The sequence below is a fragment of the Bradyrhizobium guangzhouense genome, from assembly GCF_004114955.1.
Taxonomy (GTDB): Bacteria; Pseudomonadota; Alphaproteobacteria; order Rhizobiales; family Xanthobacteraceae; genus Bradyrhizobium; species Bradyrhizobium guangzhouense.
On sequence record NZ_CP030053.1, the window covers coordinates 1 to 22,934 of the forward strand.

Sequence of the window (22,934 nt, forward strand, 5' to 3'; positions counted from 1 at the left end):
ATGATGACGACATCGGAACAGGATCGCTGGTCACGCGTGAAGAGCAGGCTGCGCTCGAACGTCGGTGAGGACGTCTATACGAGCTGGTTTGCGCGCATGGATCTCGAAGGCGTGCAGGACGAGAGCGTGCGGCTCTCGGTTCCCACCCGCTTCCTGAAGAGCTGGATCCAGGCCCATTATGCCGAGCGCGTGCTGTCGTGCTGGCAGGCCGAGATGCCGGAAGTGCATCGCATCGATCTCACCGTTCGCTCCGCAGTGCGCCCGGTCGTTCAACCGAAGGAAACGCCTGCGCCGGTCGAAGCCCGCCGCGCCCCTGCGCCGGAGCTGCGCTCGACCGCGACCGCGCCGGTTTCCGCCAGTCATGACGCGCTCGGCGGCTCGCCGCTCGATCCGCGCCTGACCTTTGCAAGCTTCGTCGTCGGCCGCTCCAACACGCTGGCCCATGCCGCCGCGCGCCAGGTCGCCGAAGGCCGCCGCGGCGACCCCGTGATGTTCAACCCGCTCTACATCCATGCCGGCGTCGGCCTCGGCAAGACGCATCTCTTGCAGGCCGTGACCTGGGCCGGCAATTCCGGCAACGAGCGCAAGGTGCTCTATCTCACCGCCGAGAAATTCATGTACGGCTTCGTCGCCGCGCTGAAGACGCAGACGGCGCTGGCCTTCAAGGAAGCGCTGCGCGGCATCGACGTGCTCGTCATCGACGATCTGCAGTTCCTGCAGGGCAAGTCGACGCAGGCCGAGTTCTGTCACACGCTGAACGCGCTGATCGATGCCGGCCGCCAGGTCGTGATCGCGGCCGACCGGCCGCCGTCCGATCTCGAGAGCCTGGACGATCGCGTCCGCTCGCGCCTCGCCGGCGGTCTCGTGGTCGAGATGGGCTCGCTCGGCGAGGAGCTGCGCCACGGCATCCTCAAGTCGCGCGTCGCAGCCGCCCGCACCCATCATGCGACCTTCGACGTCCCGGAGGAGGTGCTGCATTATCTGGCGCGCGCCATCACCCATAACGGCCGCGACCTCGAAGGCGCGATCAATCGGCTGCTTGCTCACTCCAAACTCAACAACCAGCCGGTGACGCTCGAGATGGCCGAGCGCGAGGTGCGCGATCTGATCCGTCCCTCGGAGCCGAAGCGGATCAAGATCGAGGACATCCAGCGCGTGGTGGCGCGGCAGTATAATGTCAGCCGCTCCGATCTCCTGTCCTCGCGGCGGACCGCCAATGTGGTGCGTCCGCGCCAGGTGGCGATGTACCTCGCCAAGACGCTGACGCTGCGCTCGCTCCCCGAGATCGGCCGCCGCTTCGGTGGCCGCGACCACACCACGGTGCTGCATGCCGTGCGCAAGATCGAGGCGCTGGTGTCCAAGGACAATGCGCTGTCCGAGGAGGTCGAGTCGCTCAAGCGCCAGCTGCAGGAATGAACGCCCAAGGAATATACGCCTAAGGCTTCCTCCCCCACCTCCCGCCGTCCCGGTCATGCCCGGGCGGCGGGTTTCGTTTGGGCGGGTAAATCGTGGGGAACTGGCTCGCGATCCCTTGAATCCCGGGGCCATCCGCGCCACCTTGCGCGACCCTGACGGCTTTGGTCATATCGGCTCGATGACCCGGCCTTCCGGGGTCTTCGGTGCCGCGGCGCGCTGTCCTCCGCCCGGCTTTTTCCATCTTTGGGGATCGGGCGAGTAGTGCAATGAAGGTTACGGTCGAACGCGCGCAACTCCTTAAATCGCTGGGCCATGTCCATCGCGTGGTCGAGCGCCGCAACACGATTCCGATCCTGGGCAACGTGCTGGTGCGCGCCGAAAACGCGAAATTGTCGCTGAAGGCGACCGACCTCGACCTCGAGGTGACCGAGACCCTGCCGGCGGAAACCGCAACCGCCGGCTCGACCACGGTGCCGGCGCACATGTTCTACGACATCGTGCGCAAGCTGCCCGACGGCTCGCAGATCGTGCTGGAGACCGACGGCGATCGCGCGGTGCTGGCGATCCGCGCCGGCCGCTCGCGCTTCACGCTGCAGACCCTGCCCGAGAACGATTTCCCGGACCTTGCCGCCGGCGACCTCTCGCATTCGTTCAATCTCGCCGCCAAGGACGTCAAGCGGCTGATCGACCGCACCCAGTTTGCGATCTCCACCGAGGAGACGCGCTACTACCTCAACGGCATCTATCTGCACGCCGCGGGCACCGCGAAGGCTGCGACCTTGCGCGGCGTCGCCACCGACGGCCACCGCCTCGCCCAGCTCGATCTGGTCCAGCCCAAGGGCGCCGAGGGCATGCCGGGCGTGATCGTGCCGCGCAAGACCGTCGGCGAGGTGCAGCGCCTGATCGAGGACACCGAAGCCGAGATGACGATCGAGCTGTCGCAGGCCAAGATCCGCTTCACCATCGGCAACGTCGTGCTGACCTCGAAACTGATCGACGGCACCTTCCCCGACTATGGCCGCGTCATTCCGCAAGGAAACGACAAGGAACTCGTGGTCGACAAGAAGGATTTCGAGAACGCGGTCGACCGCGTCTCCACCATCTCCAGCGAGCGCGGCCGCGCCGTGAAGCTCTCGCTGTCGCCGGGCAAGCTGGTGCTGTCGGTGACGAATCCGGACTCGGGCAGCGCCACCGAGGAGCTCGAGGTCGAATACGCCTCCGACGCGCTCGATATCGGCTTCAACTCCCGCTACCTCCTCGACATCGCCGCCCAGATCGAAGGCGACGCCGCAGTGCTCCGCCTCGCCGACCCCGGCTCGCCGACCCTGGTGCAGGACAAGGACGACAAGAGCGCGCTCTACGTGCTGATGCCGATGCGGGTGTGAGGCTTACCGGCGTCTATACTTATCACTACATTCGTCTTGGCCGGGCTTGTCCCGGCCATCCACGTCTTCGGAGCCAAGAACGTGGATGCCCGGCACAAGGCCGGGCATGACGGAAAACGGATCAAATGACCCCCTCCCGCATCCATCGCCTGACGCTGACGCATTTTCGCAACTATCGGGCGGCGGGGCTCGAGACGGCGGCTGACATGGTGGCGTTGGTCGGGCCGAACGGGGCAGGCAAGACCAATTGCATCGAGGCGATCTCGTTCCTGTCGCCGGGACGGGGCCTGCGCCGCGCCACGCTGGAGGATGTCGCCGACAACCAGGGCGACGGCTCCTGGGCGGTCTCCGCGCAGGTCGAGGGCGCGCTGGGGCTCGCCACGCTCGGCACCGGCATCGAGCCGCCGCGCGCGGACGCCGCGGTGATCAGGCGCTGCCGCATCGACCGCGAGCCCGTGAATTCGGCGGCCAGCTTTGGCGATCACGTCCGCATGGTGTGGCTGACGCCGGCGATGGACGGACTGTTCATGGGCGCCGCGTCCGAGCGCCGGCGCTTCTTCGACCGCCTGGTGCTGGCGATCGACAGCGAGCATTCCAGCCGCATCAACGCGCTGGAACGCTCGTTGCGTTCGCGCAACCGCCTGCTGGAGACGCGCAATTACGACGACCATTGGTGCGACGCGATCGAGCGCGAAACCGCAGAGCTCGCGGTCGCCGTCGCCGCAACGCGCGGCCAGACCGCAGCGCGTCTGACCGGCATGCTGAATGCGCGCGCGCAACAATCCGCGTTTCCCTCGGCGCAGATCGCGCTCGACGGCTGGATGGAAAATGCGCTGCTGACGGAGACGGCGACATCGGTCGAGGATCGCTATCGCCAGATCCTGCGCAACAACCGCCCGCGCGATGCCATCGCCGGCCGCACCACCGACGGCCCGCATCTCACTGATCTCCAGGTGATCTACGCGCCGAAAAGCATGCCCGCGCGCGATGCCTCGACCGGCGAGCAGAAGGCGCTGCTGATCGGCCTCGTGCTGGCGCACGCGACGCTGGTTGCCGAGATGACCGGCATCGTGCCGCTCTTGCTGCTCGACGAGGTCGTCGCCCATCTCGATCCCAACAGGCGCGCGGCGCTGTTCGACGAGCTGCGCAGGCTCGGCGCGCAGGTCTGGCTGACCGGCGCGGACCCGGCCGCATTTGCCGAGATCGGCGCCGGCGGCGAAGTCTTTGACGTCGAGAGCGGACGCGTTTCGGCCCGGCGATAGCCGTTTTGTTGAACCCGGCTTATTCGGATCGCGACTAGGTCCGTGAGGCCGCGCAGGCGGTGTCGCAGCCGTTGCAATCGCGCGATCGACGCGCGCGATATCCCTGGAGAGAAAGACCATGACGACGGTAAGGCGCGGGACGAAAGTCCCGGCACGATGGCGGCTGTTCGTGTGCGGCCTCGCTTTGCTTGCGAGCGGCGTCGCCACGGCAGGCGCGGCCGGATGGACGCCACATCTGCCGCTGCTGTTTTCGTCCGCGCTCACGCCGGACCCCGACGCCGTGCTGCCCGCGCCGACGAGGACCAGCTATCGCGAGATCGGCACCACAAAAATGCTCGGCATTGACGCGCCGCTGCGGACCAGGCTCACGGCACGCATTCCCGCCGGGCTCGGCGAGGTGCTCGCCTTCTACCGTACCGAGCTCGGCAAGCTCGGCTGGCAGGAGCAGCACGATGGCGCGGACATCGCCAGCGATCACGTCCGGCTCGCCTTCACGACTCCGCTGGGGCCGGCAGCGCTGGCACTCGACCGCAAGGGGTCGAGCACCTCGGTCAATCTGGTGCAGCGAAACAGGGAGGCCGCGATCCTGGCGCATGTGATGCCGAGGCCCGGCCGCGCGGCGCTGATGTTCACCAATCTCGGCAACAAGGAAACCGTGCTCACGCTCGACAATCACACCGTCACGCTTCCCGCCCGCACCGGCAAGGAACGCCCCGAGGCGCCGCTGTTCAATGTTCCGCCGGGCAAATACGCCTACGTCTTGAAGATCGACGGCGAAGCGGACCGCGACACGACGATCGAGCTGGCGGCCGGCGATGCCTGGGAGGTCACGGTCGGCCCCGAAGGCGATTTGTGGTCGCCGCTCCAGCTCTATTGAGTTCGACCCCGCCGGATACCGCTGTTGAACCTGTGAGGTTCCCGCCACGACTAGCTGACAGTGCTGCTCTCGCGAATTCCAGGAGTTTTGCCGATGTCGATGATCAAGCGCGGGATGCAGGTCCCGGCACGCGGGCTGCTGCTTGCCTGCAGCCTTATGCTGATGGCGAGTACCGCACACGCAGCACAATTCGACGCCGGCTTTGTCGATCCTCATACGCTGCCGCTGCTGCCAGGCGCGATCGAGGACACCTCGCGCCCCGATCCCTACCGGATGCAGTACGGCACTCCGACTGTGGTCGCGGTGACATCAGCTGCCGTGAAGAAAATGCTCGTCACTGACGGCTGGGTGCCCTACGTCCGCCCGCTCGACGAGACCAACAGCAATCTCGCCTTCAAGAAGGGGCGGCAGGGACTGTCCGTCTCCTTCACGCAGGGCCTCGGCCGGCCCGATCAATCCGGCGTCACCTACACCCCGAACCGCATCTATTCGAATGTCCCGTTCCCGGACGGCGCGATCGATCTCGTGTTCGACGAGACCCGTCCCTACCTCGGTTGCATCGCGCCCAGCGCTTTCGACGCGACGGTGGAGTTCTACGCGAAGGAAATGGCTGCGATCGGCTGGCGCAAGCTGACGCCCGAAACAGCCACAAGCTGGCCGAACGCGGACCTGAGCGAGACCGTCGCGAACGGTGTACGTGTCTTCTTTGAGCACCCCGAAGGCGACGAGACGCAATTCTACAAGCAGAAGCCGGTGATGCTGACGCTGACCCGCCGCGACGACGGGCGGACCAATGTCGACATCAGGATCGCGCCGTTCGCGTTGCCGACCAACCTCACTACGGAAGAGATGTCCGGCCTGCCGATACCGAAGCCGTACAAGTCGGCAGGCGGCAGAGGCGCCGGCCCGAACCGGCACGACCTGACGGTCGCGGCTCTTGCCGAACCGTCCGCCGTGCTCGCTTTCTATCATCGCGAATTCGCGGCACGCGGCTGGACGGAAGAAGGAAATGCACCTCTTGCCGCAGGCGATGAAGTTGCGCTGAAGTTCTCCTCAACTGAGCAAACCGGCGTGCTGCGGCTCTCGCGCAAATACGACTTCACGATGGTCTATCTGACCGCGCAGGTGAAGGAGAGCGTGCTCGCGGCCCGTGCCAAGGCGAAGAAGGATGCCGACGACCAATTCATGAGGGATGCCGCGGCGATGACGAAGCAAGTCCTCGCCGAAGACGCTATCAGGCGCAAGGCGCAGGCCGCAGCGCTGTCCGATGCGCCCTTGCAGGCGCAGGCCGGCGGCAACACGCCGCTGCCGGTGCCGGTGAACGCACAGGAGGTGGAGTCCGGTGACGGCCGGCTGGAATTCAACTCGGCCTCGAGCGTGAAGGCGCTGGCCGCCTTCTACCGCGCCTCGCTGAAGCCCGCCGGCTGGAAGGAGCAGCCCTCCGTCATCAACCAGCCCAACATGGCGGTGATGGAATTTTCCAAGGCCGGTAAATCGATCTCGATGACCTTGATGCAGATGGGCCCGAAGGTAAACGTCAGCGCCAACGGATCCGGCCTGAGGATGGCTGCCGCCAAGCCTGCCGCCACCAGCCAATCGGCGAGCAACGATCCTGCTGCAAGGCCAGCCGGAGCTCCCGCCCCGCTGGAAGCAGATCCAGACTCCGCACTGCCCGTGCCGAAGCAACACAGCTCGACCTCGCTGGGCACGGCAAAGCTGCCCGGCATCGAGGTGCCGTTCCGCCGCGAGCTCGACGCCAGCGTGCCCGCCGAGCTCGGTGACGTGCTCGCCTTCTATCGCAGCGAGCTGAAAAAACTCGGCTGGCAGGAGAAGCCTGAAGGCGCGGTCACGACCACCGATCGCGTCCAACTCGCCTTCGCCTCTCCGCAGGGACCGGCGACGCTGAAGCTTGGCCGCGCCAAGGGCGAGACGTCGGTCAACCTGGTGCAGAAGAACCCGGAAGCCGCGACCAAGGCGAACATCATGCCGAGGCCAGGTCAGGCCAAACTGCTGCTTGGCAATATGGGCTATCAGGAAGCCGTGCTCACCATCAACAAGCAGACCGTCAAGGTTGCGGCCGGTGCCGGTGGCCCGCAATCGCCGAAAGGGCCGATGCTCGATCTGCCGCCCGGCAAGTACCTGTACGCCCTGAAGGTTGCGGGGCAGCCGGGCCGGAACGCCACGATCGAGCTTGCCGCCGGCGATGCCTGGGGCCTGATGGTGGGGCCGACCGGCGAGGTGCTGCCGCTGCAAATGTATTGATCCCGCCGCATTCGCCTGCGACGGCCGGGTTGAACCTGAGCGGTTCGCGCGGCGACTAGTGGTCCTGAGGCTGCGCAGCGTGTGTCGCAGCCTCCGTAGCGCGCGAAGCTTGAGCACGCGCGACGTCCCTGGAGATTGAGCATGGCGATGGTCAAGCGCGGGCCGAACGTCCCGGCAAGATGGCGGCTGCTGGTCTGCGGCCTCGTTCTTCTCGCGGGCTGTGCGAAGCAGCCGCTGACGGCAGATCCCCAAGTCGAAATGCCGGCACCGAAGCAAAGCAGCTTCAGTCAATTCCGCACCACGCATGCGCTTGGCGCCGAGGCCCCGCTCCGGACCGAGATCGAAGCGCGCGTGCCCGCGGAGCTCAGCGAGGTGCTCGCCTTCTACCGCAGAGAGCTCGGACAGCGCAGCTGGCAGGAGAAGCCGGATGACGCGGTCATCGCCGTCGATCGCGTGCAACTGGCCTTCGTCTCCCCGAAGGGCCCGGCCGTGCTGAAGCTTGGCCGCGCCCAGGGCGAGACCACAATCAGCCTGGCGCAAAGGAATCCGGAGGTCGCGGCCAAGGCCGATATGCTGCCGACATCGGGGAAAGCGCGGCTGATCTTCGGCTATCTAAGGCCGGACGTGGCTTCGCTCGTGATCAACGATCGGACGATCGAGATTGCCGGCGGCGAAAATCATCCGCAGACGCTGGATCTGCCGCCCGGCACGTATCCTTACGAACTGCGCGCGTCGGGCCTTCTGCTGCGCGCCGACACCGTCACTCTGGCCGCAGGCGAGGCCTGGGACCTCAGCGACGATAACAAGCCGTCCCAGATCTACTGAACCCCTGGCCTGTTCTGGGGCGCCATTGCGCCTCGGAACAAGCGTCGGCACCCCCGCAAAATCCACGCCTTTGAAGACCTCAAAAGGGGTCACGAATCGGGCTTTTCGAGGCGCCCGAAATCGGCCTTCGGACACCTTGAAAACCGGCAAAAAATCCCTATTTCGTCAAAGGGTTGCTGGGAGATACTTTGCGCTAGGCGCAAGCCGTCTTTCATGGCACAAATAACCTGCAAATCAGCGCCTTTTGCGCGGCTGATTCGGGCGACATCTCGAAGGCCTCTCATGACAGAACCTGCTCGGCAGACGCCTGCCGAAAACGAGCCCTCAAATCCAAGCGATTACGGGGCGGAATCGATCCGCGTGCTCAAGGGGCTCGATGCCGTCCGCAAGCGCCCCGGCATGTATATCGGCGACACCGATGACGGCTCGGGCCTGCACCACATGGTGTACGAGGTCGTCGACAACGCGATCGACGAAGCGCTGGCGGGCCACGCCACGCGCGTCGATGTCGTGCTCAATGCCGACAATTCCGTCACCGTGCGCGATGACGGCCGCGGCATTCCGGTCGACATCCACAAGGGCGAAGGCATCTCGGCGGCCGAGGTCATCATGACCCAGCTGCACGCTGGCGGAAAATTCGACCAGAATTCCTACAAGGTCTCCGGCGGCCTGCATGGCGTCGGCGTCTCCGTCGTCAACGCGCTGTCGAGCAAGCTCGGTTTGCGCATCTGGCGCGACGACAAGGAACATTACATCGAGTTCGCCCATGGCGATGCGGTCGCACCGCTCAAGGTCGTCGGCGATGCGCCGGGCCGGCGCGGCACCGAGGTGACGTTCCTGGCCTCGAGCGAGACCTTCAAGAACATCGAATATGATTTCGCGACGCTCGAGCATCGCCTGCGCGAGCTCGCCTTCCTCAATTCCGGCGTGAACATTGCGCTCTCCGACATGCGCCACGCGGTCGAGAAGCGCGAGGAGATGTACTATTCCGGTGGCGTCGAGGAGTTCGTCAAATATCTCGACCGCAACAAGAAGGCGCTGGTGCCAACGCCGATCATGGTGCGCGCCGAAGCCAACGGCATCGGCGTCGAGGCCGCTCTGTGGTGGAACGACAGCTACCACGAGAACGTGCTGTGCTTCACCAACAACATCCCGCAGCGCGACGGCGGCACCCATCTCGCCGGCTTCCGCGGCGCGCTGACGCGCCAGGTCAACGGCTATGCCGAGGCCAACGCCAAGAAGGAAAAGATCGCGCTCACCGGCGACGACTGCCGCGAAGGCCTCACGGCCGTCCTGTCGGTGAAGGTGCCGGATCCGAAGTTCTCGTCGCAGACCAAGGACAAGCTGGTGTCCTCGGAAGTGCGCCCCGTGGTCGAGAACGTCCTCAACGAGGCGCTGCAGGCCTGGTTCGAGGAGCACCCGAGCGAAGCCAAGATGATCGTCGGCAAGGTGATCCAGGCCGCCGCCGCCCGCGAAGCCGCGCGAAAGGCGCGCGAGCTGACGCGCAAGAGCCCGCTCTCGGTCTCCTCGCTGCCCGGCAAGCTCGCCGACTGTCAGGAAAAGGACCCGGCCAAATCAGAGCTGTTCATCGTCGAGGGTGACTCGGCAGGCGGCAGCGCCAAGCAGGGCCGCAACCGCGAATTCCAGGCCGTCTTGCCGCTGCGCGGCAAGATCCTCAATGTCGAGCGCGTGCGTCCCGACAAGATGCTGGGCAGCGAGCAGATCGGCACGCTGATCACCGCGCTCGGAACCAGCATCGGCGACGAATTCTCGGTCGAGAAGCTGCGCTACCACAAGATCATCGTGATGACGGACGCCGACGTCGACGGCGCCCACATCCGCACGCTGCTGCTGACCTTCTTCTATCGCCAGATGCGCGACATCATCGACGGCGGCTATCTCTATATCGCCCAGCCGCCGCTCTATAAGGTCTCCAAAGGCAAGTCCGAGCAGTATCTAAAGGACGAGCGCGCGCTGGAAGATTATCTGATCGACGCCGGGCTCGACGATTGCGTGTACATCCCAGGCACCGGCGGCGACCGCTCGGGGCGCGACCTGCGCGCGCTGGTCGATGATGCCCGCGTGGTCCGCAGCATCCTGCGCAACCTGCACAGCCGCTATAATCGCAAGGTGGTCGAGCAGGCCGCCATCACCGGCGTGCTGAACAAGTCGGTCTACGGCAACCCCGAGAACGCCGCCGCCGCGGCGCAGTACATCGCGACCCGGCTCGACAGCCAGGCCGAGGAGGTCGAGCGCGGCTGGGTCGGGCAATTCGTCGAAGGCCAGGGTTTTCTGTTCGAGCGCACCGTGCGCGGCGTCAAGGAATCCGCCGTGATCGACGATGCGCTGCTTGGCTCGGCCGAAGCACGCAAGCTCGACGAATACGCGCCCAAGCTCCAGGACGTCTACGCGCGCTCCGGCAAGCTCCGCCGCAAGGACAGCGAGCATGTGGTGCACGGTCCGTCCGACCTGTTCGAGGCCGTCACCGACGCCGGCCGCAAGGGCATCACGCTTCAGCGCTATAAAGGCCTCGGCGAGATGAACCCGGAGCAGCTCTGGGAGACAACGCTCGACACCGACGTGCGCTCGCTGCTGCAGGTGAAGGTCAAGGAGGTCGACGAGGCCGACGACATCTTCACCAAGCTGATGGGCGACGTGGTCGAACCGCGCCGCGACTTCATCCAGGAACATTCGCTGAGCGCGACGATCGATATTTGAGGCTTGCTTCGCCTCTCCCGCTTGCGGGAGAGGCCGACGCGTAGCGGCGGGTGAGGGTTCTTTCCTCTGGGGGAGTGTCCCGTTGTGGAAACACCCTCTCCCCGGCCCTCCCCCGCTTGCGGGGGAGGGGGCGCACCTCGCTCGCAGCGAAATCAAGCCGAATTGCTCCCGCGCTCGTTTCTCGATAGTTTCCGCCCCCAAAGCAGCCCGCCCCAACCCGACAGGACGGAGAGATCCCAGTGGCGCCCATCCAATACATCGTCGAGGGCGGTCACCGGCTCTCGGGCTCGATCGAGCCGGCCGGCAACAAGAACTCGGCGCTGCCGATCATCGCGGCCGCTCTGCTCACCGAGCATCCAGTGATGCTGGAGAACGTGCCGCGGATCCGCGACACCGAAACCCTGGTCGAGCTGATCCGCTCGGTCGGTGCATCGGCCGAGTGGACCGCCCGCAACACGCTTCACATCCATGCCAAGAGCATCCGCGCCGCCGATCTCGACCCTGAGCTCTGCGTGCGCATCCGCGCCTCGATCCTGCTGGCAGGCCCCCTGCTCGCGCGCTGCGGCGAGGTGATGCTGCCGCCGCCCGGCGGCGACGTCATCGGGCGGCGCCGGCTCGACACCCATGTGCTGGCGCTGGAACAGCTGGGGGCCAAGGTCACCGCGACCGACCGGCTGGAATTCCGTTGCCCCAAGCTCACCGGCGCCGACGTGTTCCTGGACGAGCCGAGCGTGACCGCCACCGAGAACGCGCTGGTCGCCGCTGTCGCGGCCGACGGCGTCACTTACTTGCGCAACGCGGCCTCCGAGCCGCATGTGCAGGACCTCGCCAATTTCCTGGTTGCGCTCGGTGCGAAGATCGAGGGCATCGGCACCAACACCATGGTGATCCATGGTCCGGCGACGCTGGGCTCTGCGACCTATCGGATCCAGCCCGACCATATCGAGGTCGGCTCGCTGATCGGGCTTGCCGCGGTGACGCGCTCGCCCTTGCGCATCGTACGCGCGGGTGTCGAGCATCTGCGCTCGATCCGCATGGGATTCGAGCGGCTCGGCATCGTCTGCCGCGTCGAGGGCGACGACCTGATCGTGCCCTCGAACCAGACGCTGAAGATCCAGGACGATTTCGGCGGCCACGTGCCGAAGCTGGAAGACCAGCCCTGGCCGGCTTTCCCCGCCGATCTGATGTCGATCGCGATCGTCACCGCCACGCAATGCGAAGGCGTGATCCTGATGTTCGAGAAGATGTTCGAGTCGCGCATGTTCTTCGTCGACAAGCTGATCGGGATGGGCGCGCGCATCGTGCTGTGCGATCCGCATCGCGCCATCATCGCCGGCCCCAGCCGGCTGCACGGCGCAACCCTGAGCTCGCCCGACATCCGCGCCGGCATGGCAATGCTGCTCGCCGCCATCTGCGGCGAGGGTACATCCACCATCAACAACGCCGACCAGATCGAGCGCGGCTACGAGCGCATCGACGAGCGGCTGAACGCGCTAGGCGCGAAGATCCGGCGCGTGCCGGAACGCAAGGGGTGAGTTCGTCTGACGTTGGTCTCGTGCCCCGGACGCAGCGCAGCACGTCAGTGATGCGCTGCTGAGCCGGGGCCCATGTCGCAAGCTCGGAGCGTGTGACTCCTAGGTCCCGGCTCGCGCTTTGCGCGTCCGGGACACGAGAGCCATGTTTTGGTCGCGCGGCTGTGCTAATGACGCCGCCATGCTCGACACCGTCCAACCACAACAGCCGCCGCAAACGGGCGTGCAAAGCCATCTCGCGCAGGAATTCGTCGAGACGCTGCGGCTGGCCGTGCCGATGATGCTGACGCAGCTCGGGCAGATCGCGATGATCACCAGCGATCTTGCGCTGATCGGGCGGCTCGGCGAGGATTCGGTCGCGGCTGCGGCACTTGCGCACACCGTCTATTTCGTCAGCTTCACCTTCGGGCTCGGCCTGATGGCCGCGGTCTCGCCGCTGGCAGCCCAGGCGTTCGGGGCCGGCGACGTCAGGCGTGTCCGCCTCTCCTTGCGCGTCGGCCTGTGGGTGGCGCTGCTGATCTCGCTGCCGATGATGGCCTCACCGCTCTATGGCGAGCACATCCTGATCGCGCTCGGACAGGCGCCACATTCGGCCGCGCTGGCGCAGCGCTATCTGAACGGCCTTGCCTGGGGCATCGCGCCGGCGCTCGGCTTCATCGCGATCCGCAGCATGATGAGCGCGGTGAACCGGCCGCAGGCACCGCTGTGGATCACGCTTGCGGCGATTCCTGCGAATTTCGCGCTGGTCTATTGCCTGATCCATGGCCTGTTCGGCTTACCGAAGTTCGGCCTGTTCGGCGCGGGGCTGGCGACGGCGCTGGTCAATCTCGGCACCTTCATCGCCGCGCTCGCCATTGCTGCGTGGCGCAAGCCGTTCGCCGACTACCATCCGCTCAAGCGTCTCTGGCGGATCGACTGGCCGTTGATGCGCCAGCTGATCGCGATCGGCGCGCCGATCTCGTTCTCACTGCTGCTGGAATACGGCCTGTTCTCCTCCGCCGCGCTGCTGATGGGCCTGATCTCGACCACGGCACTGGCCGCGCACCAGATCGCGCTCCAGGTCACCGCCGTGCTGTTCATGGTCCCGCTCGGCATCGGCATGGCCGCGACCGTGCGGGTCGGCCATGCCTTTGGCCGCGACGACCCGGCCGGCGTGCGGCGCGCGGGCCTCGTTGCCGCGGTGCTCGGGGTTGCGTCGGTCTCGGCCCTGACCGTCGCCATCATCCTTGGGCGCTATCAGCTGGGGCGGCTGTTCTTCGGCAGCGACGCGGCCAGCGCGCCGACGATCGAGCTCACTGCGACCCTGCTCCTGGTCGGCGCGACCTTCTTCATCGCCGATGCGCTCCAGACCATCATGGGCGGGGCGCTCCGCGGCATCAATGACACCAGGATGACGCTGGCGTTCGCGGCAACAGGCTATTGGTGCGTCGGCTTTCCGATCGCCTGGATGCTTGCCTTCCACGGCGGCCTCGGCGCGGTCGGCGTCTGGATCGGCCTGTCGATCGGATCGTTCGTCTATGCCGGACTCCTGGTCTTGCGATTCCGGATGCTGACGCGCAAACTGGTGGGATGACAGGACCGGTTCGCGAAATCATTCCCGATGTCGATGCCGGCGCGGTGCTGGCAGGCGCGCAGTTCATCGATGCCTTCCGTGTCGGGGTCGGCGGGGCGCAATTGAGCGCCCGCGAGGCCTGCACCCGAATGGTCGTGCACGGGCCGCGCTGGGTCGATGTACTGACGCGCTTGCGCAACATTCTGGTGAAACCCCTTGGACTGAAGACGTCCGGCGAAGGTGCTCCGGCTCCGCACGGGATGATCGGCCTGTTTCCAGTGCTGAGCGAAACGCCGGAGCGGCTGATCGCCGGCTTTGACGACTACCATCTCGATTTCCGCGTCGTGGTCGACGTCGCCGGCGAGGCGGCGGACCGACGGGTGACATTGACCACGCTGGTGCGGACCAACAATCTGCTCGGGCGGACCTACCTCGCGCTGATCGTGCCGTTCCACAAGCTCGTGGCCCGCAGCATGATGGGGGACATCGCGGAGCCGGCGCGATGACGCTGTCCGTCGACCTGTTCTTTTCCTATCGCAGCCCGTTCAGCTATCTGGCGCTGCCGAAGACGCTGAAGCTGGTCGCGGAGCATGACCTCGCGGTGAACCTGCGGCCGGTCTATCCGCTCGCGGTGCGCGTGCCCGGGTTCTTCAAGAAGGCCAGCCCGAACTTCATCCGCTATGTGGTGCTCGACAGCACGCGTGTGGCGCAGCATGAGGGCATTCCATTCCGCTTTCCGCGGCCGGACCCGATCGTGCAGGACAAGACGACGTTCGATGTCGCAGCCGAGCAGCCCTACATCCACCGGCTGACCCGGTTGGGCGCGATGGCGCAGCTCGAAGGCCGTGCGCTCGCGTTCACGGATGCGATCGCGCGAGTGCTGTGGGACGGTTCGGTTGCGGGCTGGAACGAGGGCGATCATCTCGCCCGCGCCGCGGAGAAGGCCGGCTTCGATCTCGCCGCGATGGATGCGGCGATCAGCGCCGATCCGGATCGCTACGAGCAGGTGATCACGGAAAACGAAAAGGACCACGCCGCCTCGGGCCATTGGGGCGTGCCGACCTTCTTGTTCGAGAACGAGCCGTTCTTCGGCCAGGACCGCATCGACCTGCTGTTGTGGCGCCTGCAGAGCAAAGGGCTGACGAAGCGTTAGCGCACGATGCGCTCAGCCCAGGCCGCTGACAAAATGGTCCATGTAGTCGAGCAGCTCTCCGACATCCTGCTCGCGGACGGCATCCGACAAAACCCGGTCAATTGCGGTTGCCCGCCCTGAATATGCCAGCGCCCAGCCTCCATACCTGCGTTGCTTGATCGCAGGCGTTGCCAGCGTCCGGATATCTGCATGTCTGCGATCCCGGCAAATCGACGCCTTCATCACGGCGAGTTTCTCGTCCGGGCCTTCGAGAAACTGCGCGAAGTGACGGCCGGAGAACATCAGCACGCCGGTGAGCCCAAGCTCTGCGTTTCTGGTTTCCGCAATGCTTCGGATGTTCGCGATCTCGCCATCGGCGCTTTCGCCAAGCAGGCTGCTGCTGACATAGACCCAGGTCGAAAACATGGCTCCGCTCTCAATCCAGATACATCACTCCGCCACCTTCACCGGACCATCCGCCGCGGCCTCCGACCATTCGCCGACGACGCGGTCGAGGTCGCAGAGGTTCTGGTGCATCTGCTCCAGCGAGAAGCCGAGCGCAAAAAAGCGCTCCGCGGTATCGCTCGTGTGGCCGCGGATCAGTCCATCCTGGCGCACCGCGGCGACCGCCTCGGAATAGTGCGCAAGCGCGACGTGCACGGGGTGGATCGGCGGCGCGCCGGCGCCCTCGCGCAAGGCCTCCGCAGCGGATTTGAGGAAGCGCAGGATCGCCGCGCTCACCTCTGCCAGGGGACCTGCGAGCCTCACCTGCACCTCGGCCGGCAGCGGCACCACGGTGGCGCGGCCGATCATCACGACGTCATGGCGCAGCCGCAGGATGGTGCGCAGCAAGGGGCCGGTGTCGGGGCCGCTCGACAGCCGCGCCGAACGCTCGCGCTCGGCTTCAGTGCCGATCGTGTTCATGCCCACCATGGCGGTGCCGATGCCGTCCTGGATCCGATGCAGCGCATCGTTGTCGCGGCCGCGCGTCAGGCCGGCCAGCAGTTCGCCGAAGGCTTCCGCGATCAGATCGAGCAGTTTCGCGGCGCTGGCACGGATCTGCCGGACCGCGCGCGAGGGCAGCACCAGGAAAGAGACGAGCAGTCCGGTCACCGCGCCGACCGAAACCTCGCAGACGCGGTCGATCGCCGAGGCCATGGGATCGGCATGATGCATCGAGGGCAGCACGAGCACGATCACCGCCGTCACCGTCGCCGAGCTCAGATTCGGGTAGATCGCTGCGAGAAAGGAAAGCGGCGCCACGGCCAGCACCAGCAGGCCCAGCAGGCCGAGCTCACCGGAATAGGGAATCAGGACCGCGATCGCGCCGCCATAGATGGCGCCGCCGATCGTGCCGAGCATGTAGTCGCGCGTCGCCTTCAACGAGCGGCCGACGCTCATCTGCGTCACGATGATCGAGGTCAGCACGGCCCAGAGCGGCAACAACAGATGCAGCGCGGTGGCGAGCGCATAGGCGCTGGCGGCCGCGACCGTGACCCGGACCGCCAGCCCCAGTTGCGTTCTGCGCGACCAGACCCGGTCGAACAACTCACTTGCTGAAATCATCGTCTGATGTCCCGGACCGATCCCATTGCGCCGACCAAAAGCATAGCTGATGCCCGCGGGCCCAAGGCCGCTTGAAAGGCAAAATCAGCCCGCCTAACTTGCCGGCCAAAACGAGGAAACACGATGGCCCACGAAACCGCAACGCTCGCCGCGTATGTCGCCAACCTGAAATACCAGGATATTCCGGCGGAGGTGCTGGATCGCGCCAAGGTGCTGACGCTGGACTTTCTGGGCAGCGCCATCCGGGCGCGGCGCGAGGCCGAATCCACCCCGTCGCTGCTGAAGATGCTGGAAGCGCTGTCGCTCGACACCAAGGGCGATTCCACCGTGTTCGGCGATTCCAAGACCTGGACGCCGGCGGTGGCGGCGCTGCTCAACGGGGCGCTCGGCCATTCCCTCGATTTCGACGACACGCATGCGGATTCCTCACTGCATCCGAGCGCGCCGGTGGTTCCGGCCGCCTTCGCCGTCGGCGAGATGGTCGGCGCGTCCGGCCGCGATGTGCTGACGGCGATCGTTGCGGGCTATGAGGTCTGCTGCCGGCTCGGCAACGCGCTCGACCCGACCTCGCATTATGCGCGCGGCTTCCACCCGACTGCGACCGCCGGCACCTATGGCGCGGCCGCGGCGGCGGCGAAATTGTTCGGCCTGTCCGAGCCGCAGATCATCGCGGCCTTCGGCGTTGCCGGCAGCCAGGCCGCGGGCTCGTTGCAGTTCCTGATGAACGGTGCCTGGAACAAGCGCTATCAGGTCGGCGCCGCCGCGATGAACGGCGTGATCGCAGCGACCCTGGCGCGCAACGATTTCGTCGGTGCGACGGAATCGGTCGAAGGCAAGCACGGCCTGCTCGCCGGCTACACCGACGACGCCCATCCCGACAAGGCTGTCGCCGGGCTCGGCAAGACCTACGAGACCATGAAGATCGGCGTGAAGCCGTATCCGAGCTGCCGCTACACCCATGCCGCGATCGATGCGCTGATCGCGATGCGGCGCGAGCACAATCTGACGCCCGACCAGGTCAAGCGCGTCGAGATCGGCCTGCACCGCAACGGCATCACGCTGACCGGCGATGCCGCGACCAAGCGGCATCCGACCTCGATCGTCGGCGGCCAGTTCTCGATGTTCTTCACCGGCGCGCTCGCGCTCGACCAGGGCTCGTTCGGCTGGGACGATTACGCCAGGCTCGGCGATGCCGCGATCGACGCACTCGCCGACAAGTTCGACGTGGTGCAGGACGACCGGCTCGAGGTCGGCCGCACCCATCCGTTCGGCGCGCGCGTCAGCATCACCACTGAGGACGGCGTGCACGAGCGGCTCTATGCCGATCCCTCCGGAGAGCCGAATTCCTTCCCGGATGCGCAGGCGATGCAGCAGAAGTTCCTGACGCTGGCGCGGCCCGTGCTGAACGCGCGGGCCGACAAGTTCGCGGATGCGATCATGACGCTGGAGCGGTTCGACCGCGTGGCAAAGGCGACTGAGCTGGCGCGGCAGTAGCCGTCTAATTCACCCCCGCCATCTTGCCCTTCTCGCGCGTCGTCGCCACGACGTCGCGCACGAGATCGAATACGCCGTCGACTTCCGGCGGCCAGTTCTGCGAGCGGCCCATTCGCACGATCACCAGTCGTTCCGATGGAATGATGATCGTGTACTGCCCGATCGTGCCCTTGGCGAAGAAGGCATCGCGCGGCCAGCCGTGGTCGACGCGAAATCTTGCGCCGAAACTGTTGCCCTGGTTGGTCCAGAAGCCGGCGCCGATGCCGACCCAGCCATGCGGCGTGGCAGACGCCGAGTAGTTCACCCAGCCCTCCGGCAGGATGCGTTTGCCGCCGGCGATGCCGTCGTTGAGATAAAGCTGACCGAAGCGCGCCCAGTCGCGCGCGGAGGCCTGCATCGAGCCGGAGCCCTCGATCGTGCCCGAAGCATCGAGCTGAAGCGTGACGTGGCGCATGCCGAGCGGCGCAAACAATTCGCGGCGCGCGAAGGCAAGCGCATCGGCGGGCTTGCCGCCAGCGGCCTGACGCAGCAGATGCGCAAGAATGACGAAGTTGCCGTCGTGATAGTTCCACGCCGTGCCTGGTGCCGTCGCAAGCGGCGCGCGCTCGGCAAAGCTCGCCATATCGTCCGTGGCGTATTTCATGGTGTTGACCGGTTCGAGCGCGGAGCCCAGCGAGGCCTCCAACGAGCTTCCGAGCGCAATGCCGGCGGTGTGACGCAGCAACTGGTCGACGGTGATCGCATGTCGCGGATCCTCGGGATTTTGCCAGGCGGCGACAGGCGCGGGGCCGTCGAGCTTCAACTTGCCCTGGCGCACGAGAATGCCCGTCAGCGCTGAAATCACCGACTTGGTCATGGAGAAGCCGAACAGCTGTGTCTCCGGCCCGATGCCGTCGGCGTAGCGCTCGGCAATGATGCGGCCGTCCTTCATGACCACGATCGCACGGGTGTGGCGATAAGGCGGCTGCGCAGGTTCGGTGAAGGCGCGGTCGAGCGCGGCAGCCAGGCCCTCGCTTTGCGGGGCCACGATACCGGGGCCGGCGATCTCGGGGAGCAAGGTGGGCTGCTTGTCGTCAGGCGGCAACGCGACCTCGGCGATCCCCTGGCCGTGCTCGAGCGTGCAACCAAGTCCCGCGCGATAGACGGCATGGCTGCGGCCAATCCCGAACAGGGACACCGTGACATCCTTGCGCGTGCGATCGACCTGGAAATCCATCGCCCAGGTCAAAAGACGCGCGCCCGGCATCGCGTCGGTGGTTTCAGCGAGGTCGCGCTGGGGATCGAGGCCGGAGACGAAGATCTCGGAACAGAGCGTATGGGCGATGAAGCCGGTGGCAACCTTGGGTACGTCACGGGCCCGCGCCGCGCCGAGCGCGAGGCCGGCACAGGCAATGGCAGTGGTGAGGAGGAGGATCTTGCGGCGGCGGGTCACGGGCTTTCTCCGGCTATGGGGCGAATGCGGGGATGAAGCCGGAGGTGAGCGAAGTGTGCTCGCCGGATTTGGAAAATGACCTCGTCGAAACTGATCGGGGGCTGGTCGATTTCGAAATTATTATGTGATTTCAAAGATATAAAAATCTAAGCCGCATCGGCCTTGAGGCGGCGGTATTCCGTCGGCGTCACCCCGGTCACCGCCTTGAAGGCGCGGTTGAACGGACCGAGCGACTGGAAGCCGGCGTCCATCGCGATGGTGATGACGGGAACCTCGGCCTGGGTGGGATCGGCCAGCGCGGCCTTGGCTTCCTCGATCCGGTGGTTGTTGAGGAACACATTGAAATTGCGATAGCCGAGCCGCTGGTTGATCAGCCGCCGCAGCCGGTATTCGGGGATCTTCAGCCGGCCTGCCAGCACGCCGATGGTGATGTTTTCCTGACGATAGATCCGCTCGTCCGCCATCAGCCGCATCAGGGCGTCGATGAGCTTTTGATCGGCGGCGTCATCGGCCGCAGGCTGACTGAAAATAACAGGCGGCGCGGGCTCCACTGCGGCCCGAAACAGATCCGCCCCGTCAACGCGCATCATGGCATAGACGATCGCAGCGACCGTGCAGGTCAGCGCGCCGGTATTGATGGTTTCGGCGACAGCGCCGACGTGGTCGCCGGCGGCGGCAATCTGGAGCACCGCGTTCAGCCCGCCATAGAGCGCGATCGCGCAGACAATGAAGAAGCGAACATGGCGGCGGCGCTCGACCAGATCGGCCGGCCAGGAGGCGACCATCTGCCCGACCGCGAGCGCGATGAAACCGAGCACGATCAGATTAACCATCGTCACCGAGAATCGCACATGGCCGCTGGGTGCAATCCAGACGCAGCCCGCGAAGCTGTAGGCCGTCACCAGCGCCCAGATCAAACCGTGCCACCAGCGCAAACGAAACTCGTCGTCGAACAGGGCGCGCGTGAACAGCCAGAACATCACGATGGTGCCGGTCGACAACGCGATCAGCGGTGCATGCCAGAGCGGAACCCGCGACGTGACATCCAGCGAATAGCTTACTGCATGCGCGACCGAGCCCAGCACGAAGGCCGCACCAAGACGGCCAGCCAGCACATTGCGATAATCATGTAACAGCGACACTGCCAGCATCAGCAGCAGCGCGACGCTGGCGGCGCGAAAGGCGAGGTCGAGAGCGGCGAGGGTCATCGATTGATACGGTCGATCGCGGTTACGGTCGGCCGAACATCGTTTGTTGGGCGACTTTTTTCAAGGACCATCCCCGCGCCACTGCTGGAGCGGCATCCACCGCCGTCATCGCCCGGCCAGTGCGCAATTGCGCACTAGGACCGGGCGATCCAGTACTCTGAGACAGCAGTGATTGAATCGAGAGGCCGCGGCGTACTGGATGCCCCGGTCAAGCCGGGCATGAGAGTAGTGTATGTGACCATTGCGCCGCGACGTTTGCCCCTTTGTCGCGACGACTATACGAAATTCTGCTACGATCATAGCAACAAGAAACAGGAGTCCACCATGAGCTGGCAACCCTCTAACGATCCCGTGCTCGGCGATCCCATGTCCTGCGATGCGCTCGATCTCGTCATCGTGCCGCGCACCCGCGATCTCGGTGACGGGTTCGAGGTGCGGCGGGCGCTGCCGCATGGCAAGCGGCAGATGGTCGGACCCTTCATCTTCTTCGATCATTTCGGCCCGGTGCAGTTCGTCTCCGGCAAGGGCATGGACGTGCGGCCGCATCCGCATATCGGCCTTGCCACCGTCACCTATCTGTTCGACGGCTCCATCATGCATCGCGACAGCGAGGGCAACGTGCAGGAGATCGCACCGGGTGCGATGAACTTGATGACCGCGGGGCGCGGCATCGCCCATTCCGAGCGCACGCCGGATGCGCAGCGCGCCTCGGGCCAGAAGATGCTGGGCCTGCAAAGCTGGATCGCGCTGCCTGAAGGCTCCGAAGAGATCGATCCCTCGTTCCAGCATTATGCGGCGGGCGATCTGCCGATGATCTCCGAACGCGATTTTACCGCGCGGGTGATCGCGGGATCCGCCTTCGGCATCACCTCGCCGGTGAAAATGGTCTCGCCCTGGTTCTACACCGAGGTCACCGCCGTTGCGGGCGCGACCATACCGCTCGACCCTGATCATGAGGAGCGCGCGATCTATGTGGTCGACGGCGAGGTCGAGATCGCCAATGAGCGCTACGAAGGTCCGCGGCTGCTGATCTTCCGTCCCGGCGACCGCATCACCGTGAAGGCGCTCAAGGCGACGCGGATGATGTTTCTCGGCGGCGATGCCCTGGAAGGCCCGCGCCACATCTGGTGGAATTTCGTCTCCTCCAGCAAGGAGCGGATCGAGCAGGCCAAGCAGGACTGGAAAACCGGCCGCTTCGCCGCTGTTCCGCAGGAACATGAGTTCATTCCGCTGCCGGAATAGGCTAATCCGGTGTCCGGCCGTGCCACCAGGCGCAGCCGGACTTATTTCCTGAAGGCCAAATCCACGAAAGCCTTGCGATGACCACCATGCTCTCCAGCGACCTGCCCCTGACCAAGATCGGCCGCGGCAAGGTGCGCGATATCTACGCCGTCGACGACGACCGCCTGCTGCTCCTCACCACCGACCGCATCAGCGCCTTCGACGTCGTGATGGGCGAGACCATTCCGATGAAGGGCGCAGTGCTGACCCAGATCAGCGCGTACTGGTTCAACAAGCTCGAAGGCATCGTGCCGCATCACATGATCAGCGCCGACACCGACGAGATCATCGCGGCCGTCCCGGCGTTGAAGCCGCATCGTGGCGAGCTTCTCGGCCGGGCCATGCTGTCCCGCCGCACCACCGTGTTTCCGATCGAATGCGTGATCCGCGGTTACCTCTCGGGCTCGGCCTGGAAGGAATATGCGGCGAGCGGCACGCTGGCGGGGGAGAAGCTCAAGCCCGGCCTCGTCGAAAGCGAGAAGCTCGAACCGTCGATCTTCAGCCCGGCGACCAAGGCCGAGACCGGCCATGACGAAAACATCACCATCGCGAAGATGCGATCAGTCGTCGGCGACGACGTCGCCTACACCCTCGAGAGCATGACACGCGCGATCTACACGCTCGGCGAGGAGCTGGCGCGCGAGCAGGGCATCATCATCGCAGATACAAAATTCGAGTTCGGTCGCGACAAGAACGGGCGCATCATCCTGATCGACGAAGTCATGACCCCGGACTCATCGCGCTTCTGGGCGGTCGATACCTACAGGCCCGGCCAGTCGCAGGCGAGTTTCGACAAGCAGCCCTTGCGCGATTATCTCGACGCCGAACGCCGCGCCGGCCGCTGGAACGGCGACGCCCCGCCGCCGCCACTTCCCGCCAGCGTGGTGGACGCAACCAGCAAGCGATATTTGGAGGCGTATCGGCGGGTGACGGGTCGCGAACTCAAGATCTAGCCCGGCCGCTTCTGCGAACTCCGTCATTGCGAGGAGCTC

18 protein-coding genes are annotated in these 22,934 nt (G+C 65.7%); 14 read left to right on the plus strand and 4 right to left on the minus strand.

Going from position 1 to position 22,934, the window contains the following annotated elements; genetic code table 11:
* The first annotated feature begins 3 nt into the window (after positions 1-3).
* The 11 genes from dnaA (at position 4) to XH91_RS00060 (ending at position 14,982) form a co-directional block, all read left to right on the plus strand.
* The gene (gene dnaA, locus XH91_RS00005) at positions 4-1,416 is read left to right on the plus strand and encodes a chromosomal replication initiator protein DnaA (RefSeq protein WP_128955086.1); all 1,413 of its coding nucleotides are present in this window, start codon (positions 4-6) and stop codon (positions 1,414-1,416) included.
* Positions 1,417-1,682: 266 nt separating this feature from the next.
* Positions 1,683-2,801: a DNA polymerase III subunit beta gene (dnaN, locus tag XH91_RS00010; protein WP_128948693.1), complete on the plus strand. Its 1,119-nt coding sequence runs from the start codon at positions 1,683-1,685 to the stop codon at positions 2,799-2,801.
* Between the two features lie 125 nt (positions 2,802-2,926).
* Positions 2,927-4,063 carry a DNA replication/repair protein RecF gene (recF, locus tag XH91_RS00015; RefSeq protein ID WP_128948694.1) on the plus strand — a complete coding sequence of 379 codons (1,137 nt, stop codon included), beginning with the start codon at positions 2,927-2,929 and terminating at the stop codon, positions 4,061-4,063.
* Between the two features lie 118 nt (positions 4,064-4,181).
* Positions 4,182-4,940 carry a hypothetical protein gene (locus tag XH91_RS00020; protein ID WP_128948695.1) on the plus strand — a complete coding sequence of 253 codons (759 nt, stop codon included), beginning with the start codon at positions 4,182-4,184 and terminating at the stop codon, positions 4,938-4,940.
* Positions 4,941-5,033: 93 nt separating this feature from the next.
* On the plus strand, positions 5,034-7,202 hold the full coding sequence (locus tag XH91_RS00025; protein ID WP_128948696.1) for a hypothetical protein: 2,169 nt from the start codon (positions 5,034-5,036) through the stop codon (positions 7,200-7,202).
* A 141-nt stretch (positions 7,203-7,343) separates the two neighbouring features.
* Positions 7,344-8,027 carry a hypothetical protein gene (locus tag XH91_RS00030; RefSeq protein WP_128948697.1) on the plus strand — a complete coding sequence of 228 codons (684 nt, stop codon included), beginning with the start codon at positions 7,344-7,346 and terminating at the stop codon, positions 8,025-8,027.
* 282 nt (positions 8,028-8,309) lie between these two features.
* On the plus strand, positions 8,310-10,745 hold the full coding sequence (gene gyrB / locus XH91_RS00035) for a DNA topoisomerase (ATP-hydrolyzing) subunit B (protein WP_128948698.1): 2,436 nt from the start codon (positions 8,310-8,312) through the stop codon (positions 10,743-10,745).
* A 239-nt stretch (positions 10,746-10,984) separates the two neighbouring features.
* On the plus strand, positions 10,985-12,280 hold the full coding sequence (murA, locus tag XH91_RS00045; RefSeq protein WP_128948699.1) for a UDP-N-acetylglucosamine 1-carboxyvinyltransferase: 1,296 nt from the start codon (positions 10,985-10,987) through the stop codon (positions 12,278-12,280).
* Between the two features lie 178 nt (positions 12,281-12,458).
* Positions 12,459-13,850: an MATE family efflux transporter gene (locus XH91_RS00050; protein WP_128948700.1), complete on the plus strand. Its 1,392-nt coding sequence runs from the start codon at positions 12,459-12,461 to the stop codon at positions 13,848-13,850.
* On the plus strand, positions 13,847-14,335 hold the full coding sequence (locus XH91_RS00055; protein ID WP_128948701.1) for a DUF2867 domain-containing protein: 489 nt from the start codon (positions 13,847-13,849) through the stop codon (positions 14,333-14,335). The genes XH91_RS00050 and XH91_RS00055 overlap by 4 nt, the downstream gene beginning before the upstream one ends.
* Entirely contained in the window at positions 14,332-14,982 is a 651-nt protein-coding gene (locus XH91_RS00060) for a 2-hydroxychromene-2-carboxylate isomerase (protein ID WP_128948702.1), read from the plus strand. The genes XH91_RS00055 and XH91_RS00060 overlap by 4 nt, the downstream gene beginning before the upstream one ends.
* 12 nt (positions 14,983-14,994) lie before the next feature.
* On the opposite strand, the gene XH91_RS00065 is transcribed toward XH91_RS00060, so the two are convergent.
* Both XH91_RS00065 and XH91_RS00070 read right to left on the minus strand, forming a co-directional pair.
* The gene (locus tag XH91_RS00065) at positions 14,995-15,387 is read right to left on the minus strand and encodes a BLUF domain-containing protein (RefSeq protein ID WP_128948703.1); all 393 of its coding nucleotides are present in this window, start codon (positions 15,385-15,387) and stop codon (positions 14,995-14,997) included.
* 24 nt (positions 15,388-15,411) lie between these two features.
* Positions 15,412-16,527 (minus strand): FUSC family protein, encoded by a 1,116-nt coding sequence (locus XH91_RS00070; protein ID WP_128948704.1) that lies wholly within the window; start codon positions 16,525-16,527, stop codon positions 15,412-15,414.
* 123 nt (positions 16,528-16,650) lie between these two features.
* Here XH91_RS00070 and XH91_RS00075 point away from each other — a divergent pair, with 123 nt between their 5' ends.
* Complete coding sequence (locus XH91_RS00075) at positions 16,651-18,021, plus strand: MmgE/PrpD family protein (RefSeq protein WP_128948705.1); 1,371 nt, start codon at positions 16,651-16,653, stop codon at positions 18,019-18,021.
* Positions 18,022-18,025: 4 nt separating this feature from the next.
* Here XH91_RS00075 and XH91_RS00080 read toward each other — a convergent pair whose 3' ends face one another.
* Entirely contained in the window at positions 18,026-19,453 is a 1,428-nt protein-coding gene (locus XH91_RS00080) for a serine hydrolase domain-containing protein (RefSeq protein WP_128948706.1), read from the minus strand.
* Between the two features lie 146 nt (positions 19,454-19,599).
* Positions 19,600-20,661, minus strand: coding sequence for an AraC family transcriptional regulator (locus tag XH91_RS00085; RefSeq protein ID WP_128948707.1), 1,062 nt, complete (start codon positions 20,659-20,661; stop codon positions 19,600-19,602).
* A gap of 324 nt (positions 20,662-20,985) precedes the next feature.
* Here XH91_RS00085 and XH91_RS00095 point away from each other — a divergent pair, with 324 nt between their 5' ends.
* Both XH91_RS00095 and XH91_RS00100 read left to right on the plus strand, forming a co-directional pair.
* The gene (locus XH91_RS00095) at positions 20,986-21,903 is read left to right on the plus strand and encodes a pirin family protein (protein WP_128948709.1); all 918 of its coding nucleotides are present in this window, start codon (positions 20,986-20,988) and stop codon (positions 21,901-21,903) included.
* 77 nt (positions 21,904-21,980) lie between these two features.
* Positions 21,981-22,895, plus strand: coding sequence for a phosphoribosylaminoimidazolesuccinocarboxamide synthase (locus XH91_RS00100; protein WP_128948710.1), 915 nt, complete (start codon positions 21,981-21,983; stop codon positions 22,893-22,895).
* Positions 22,896-22,934: the final 39 nt, after the last annotated feature.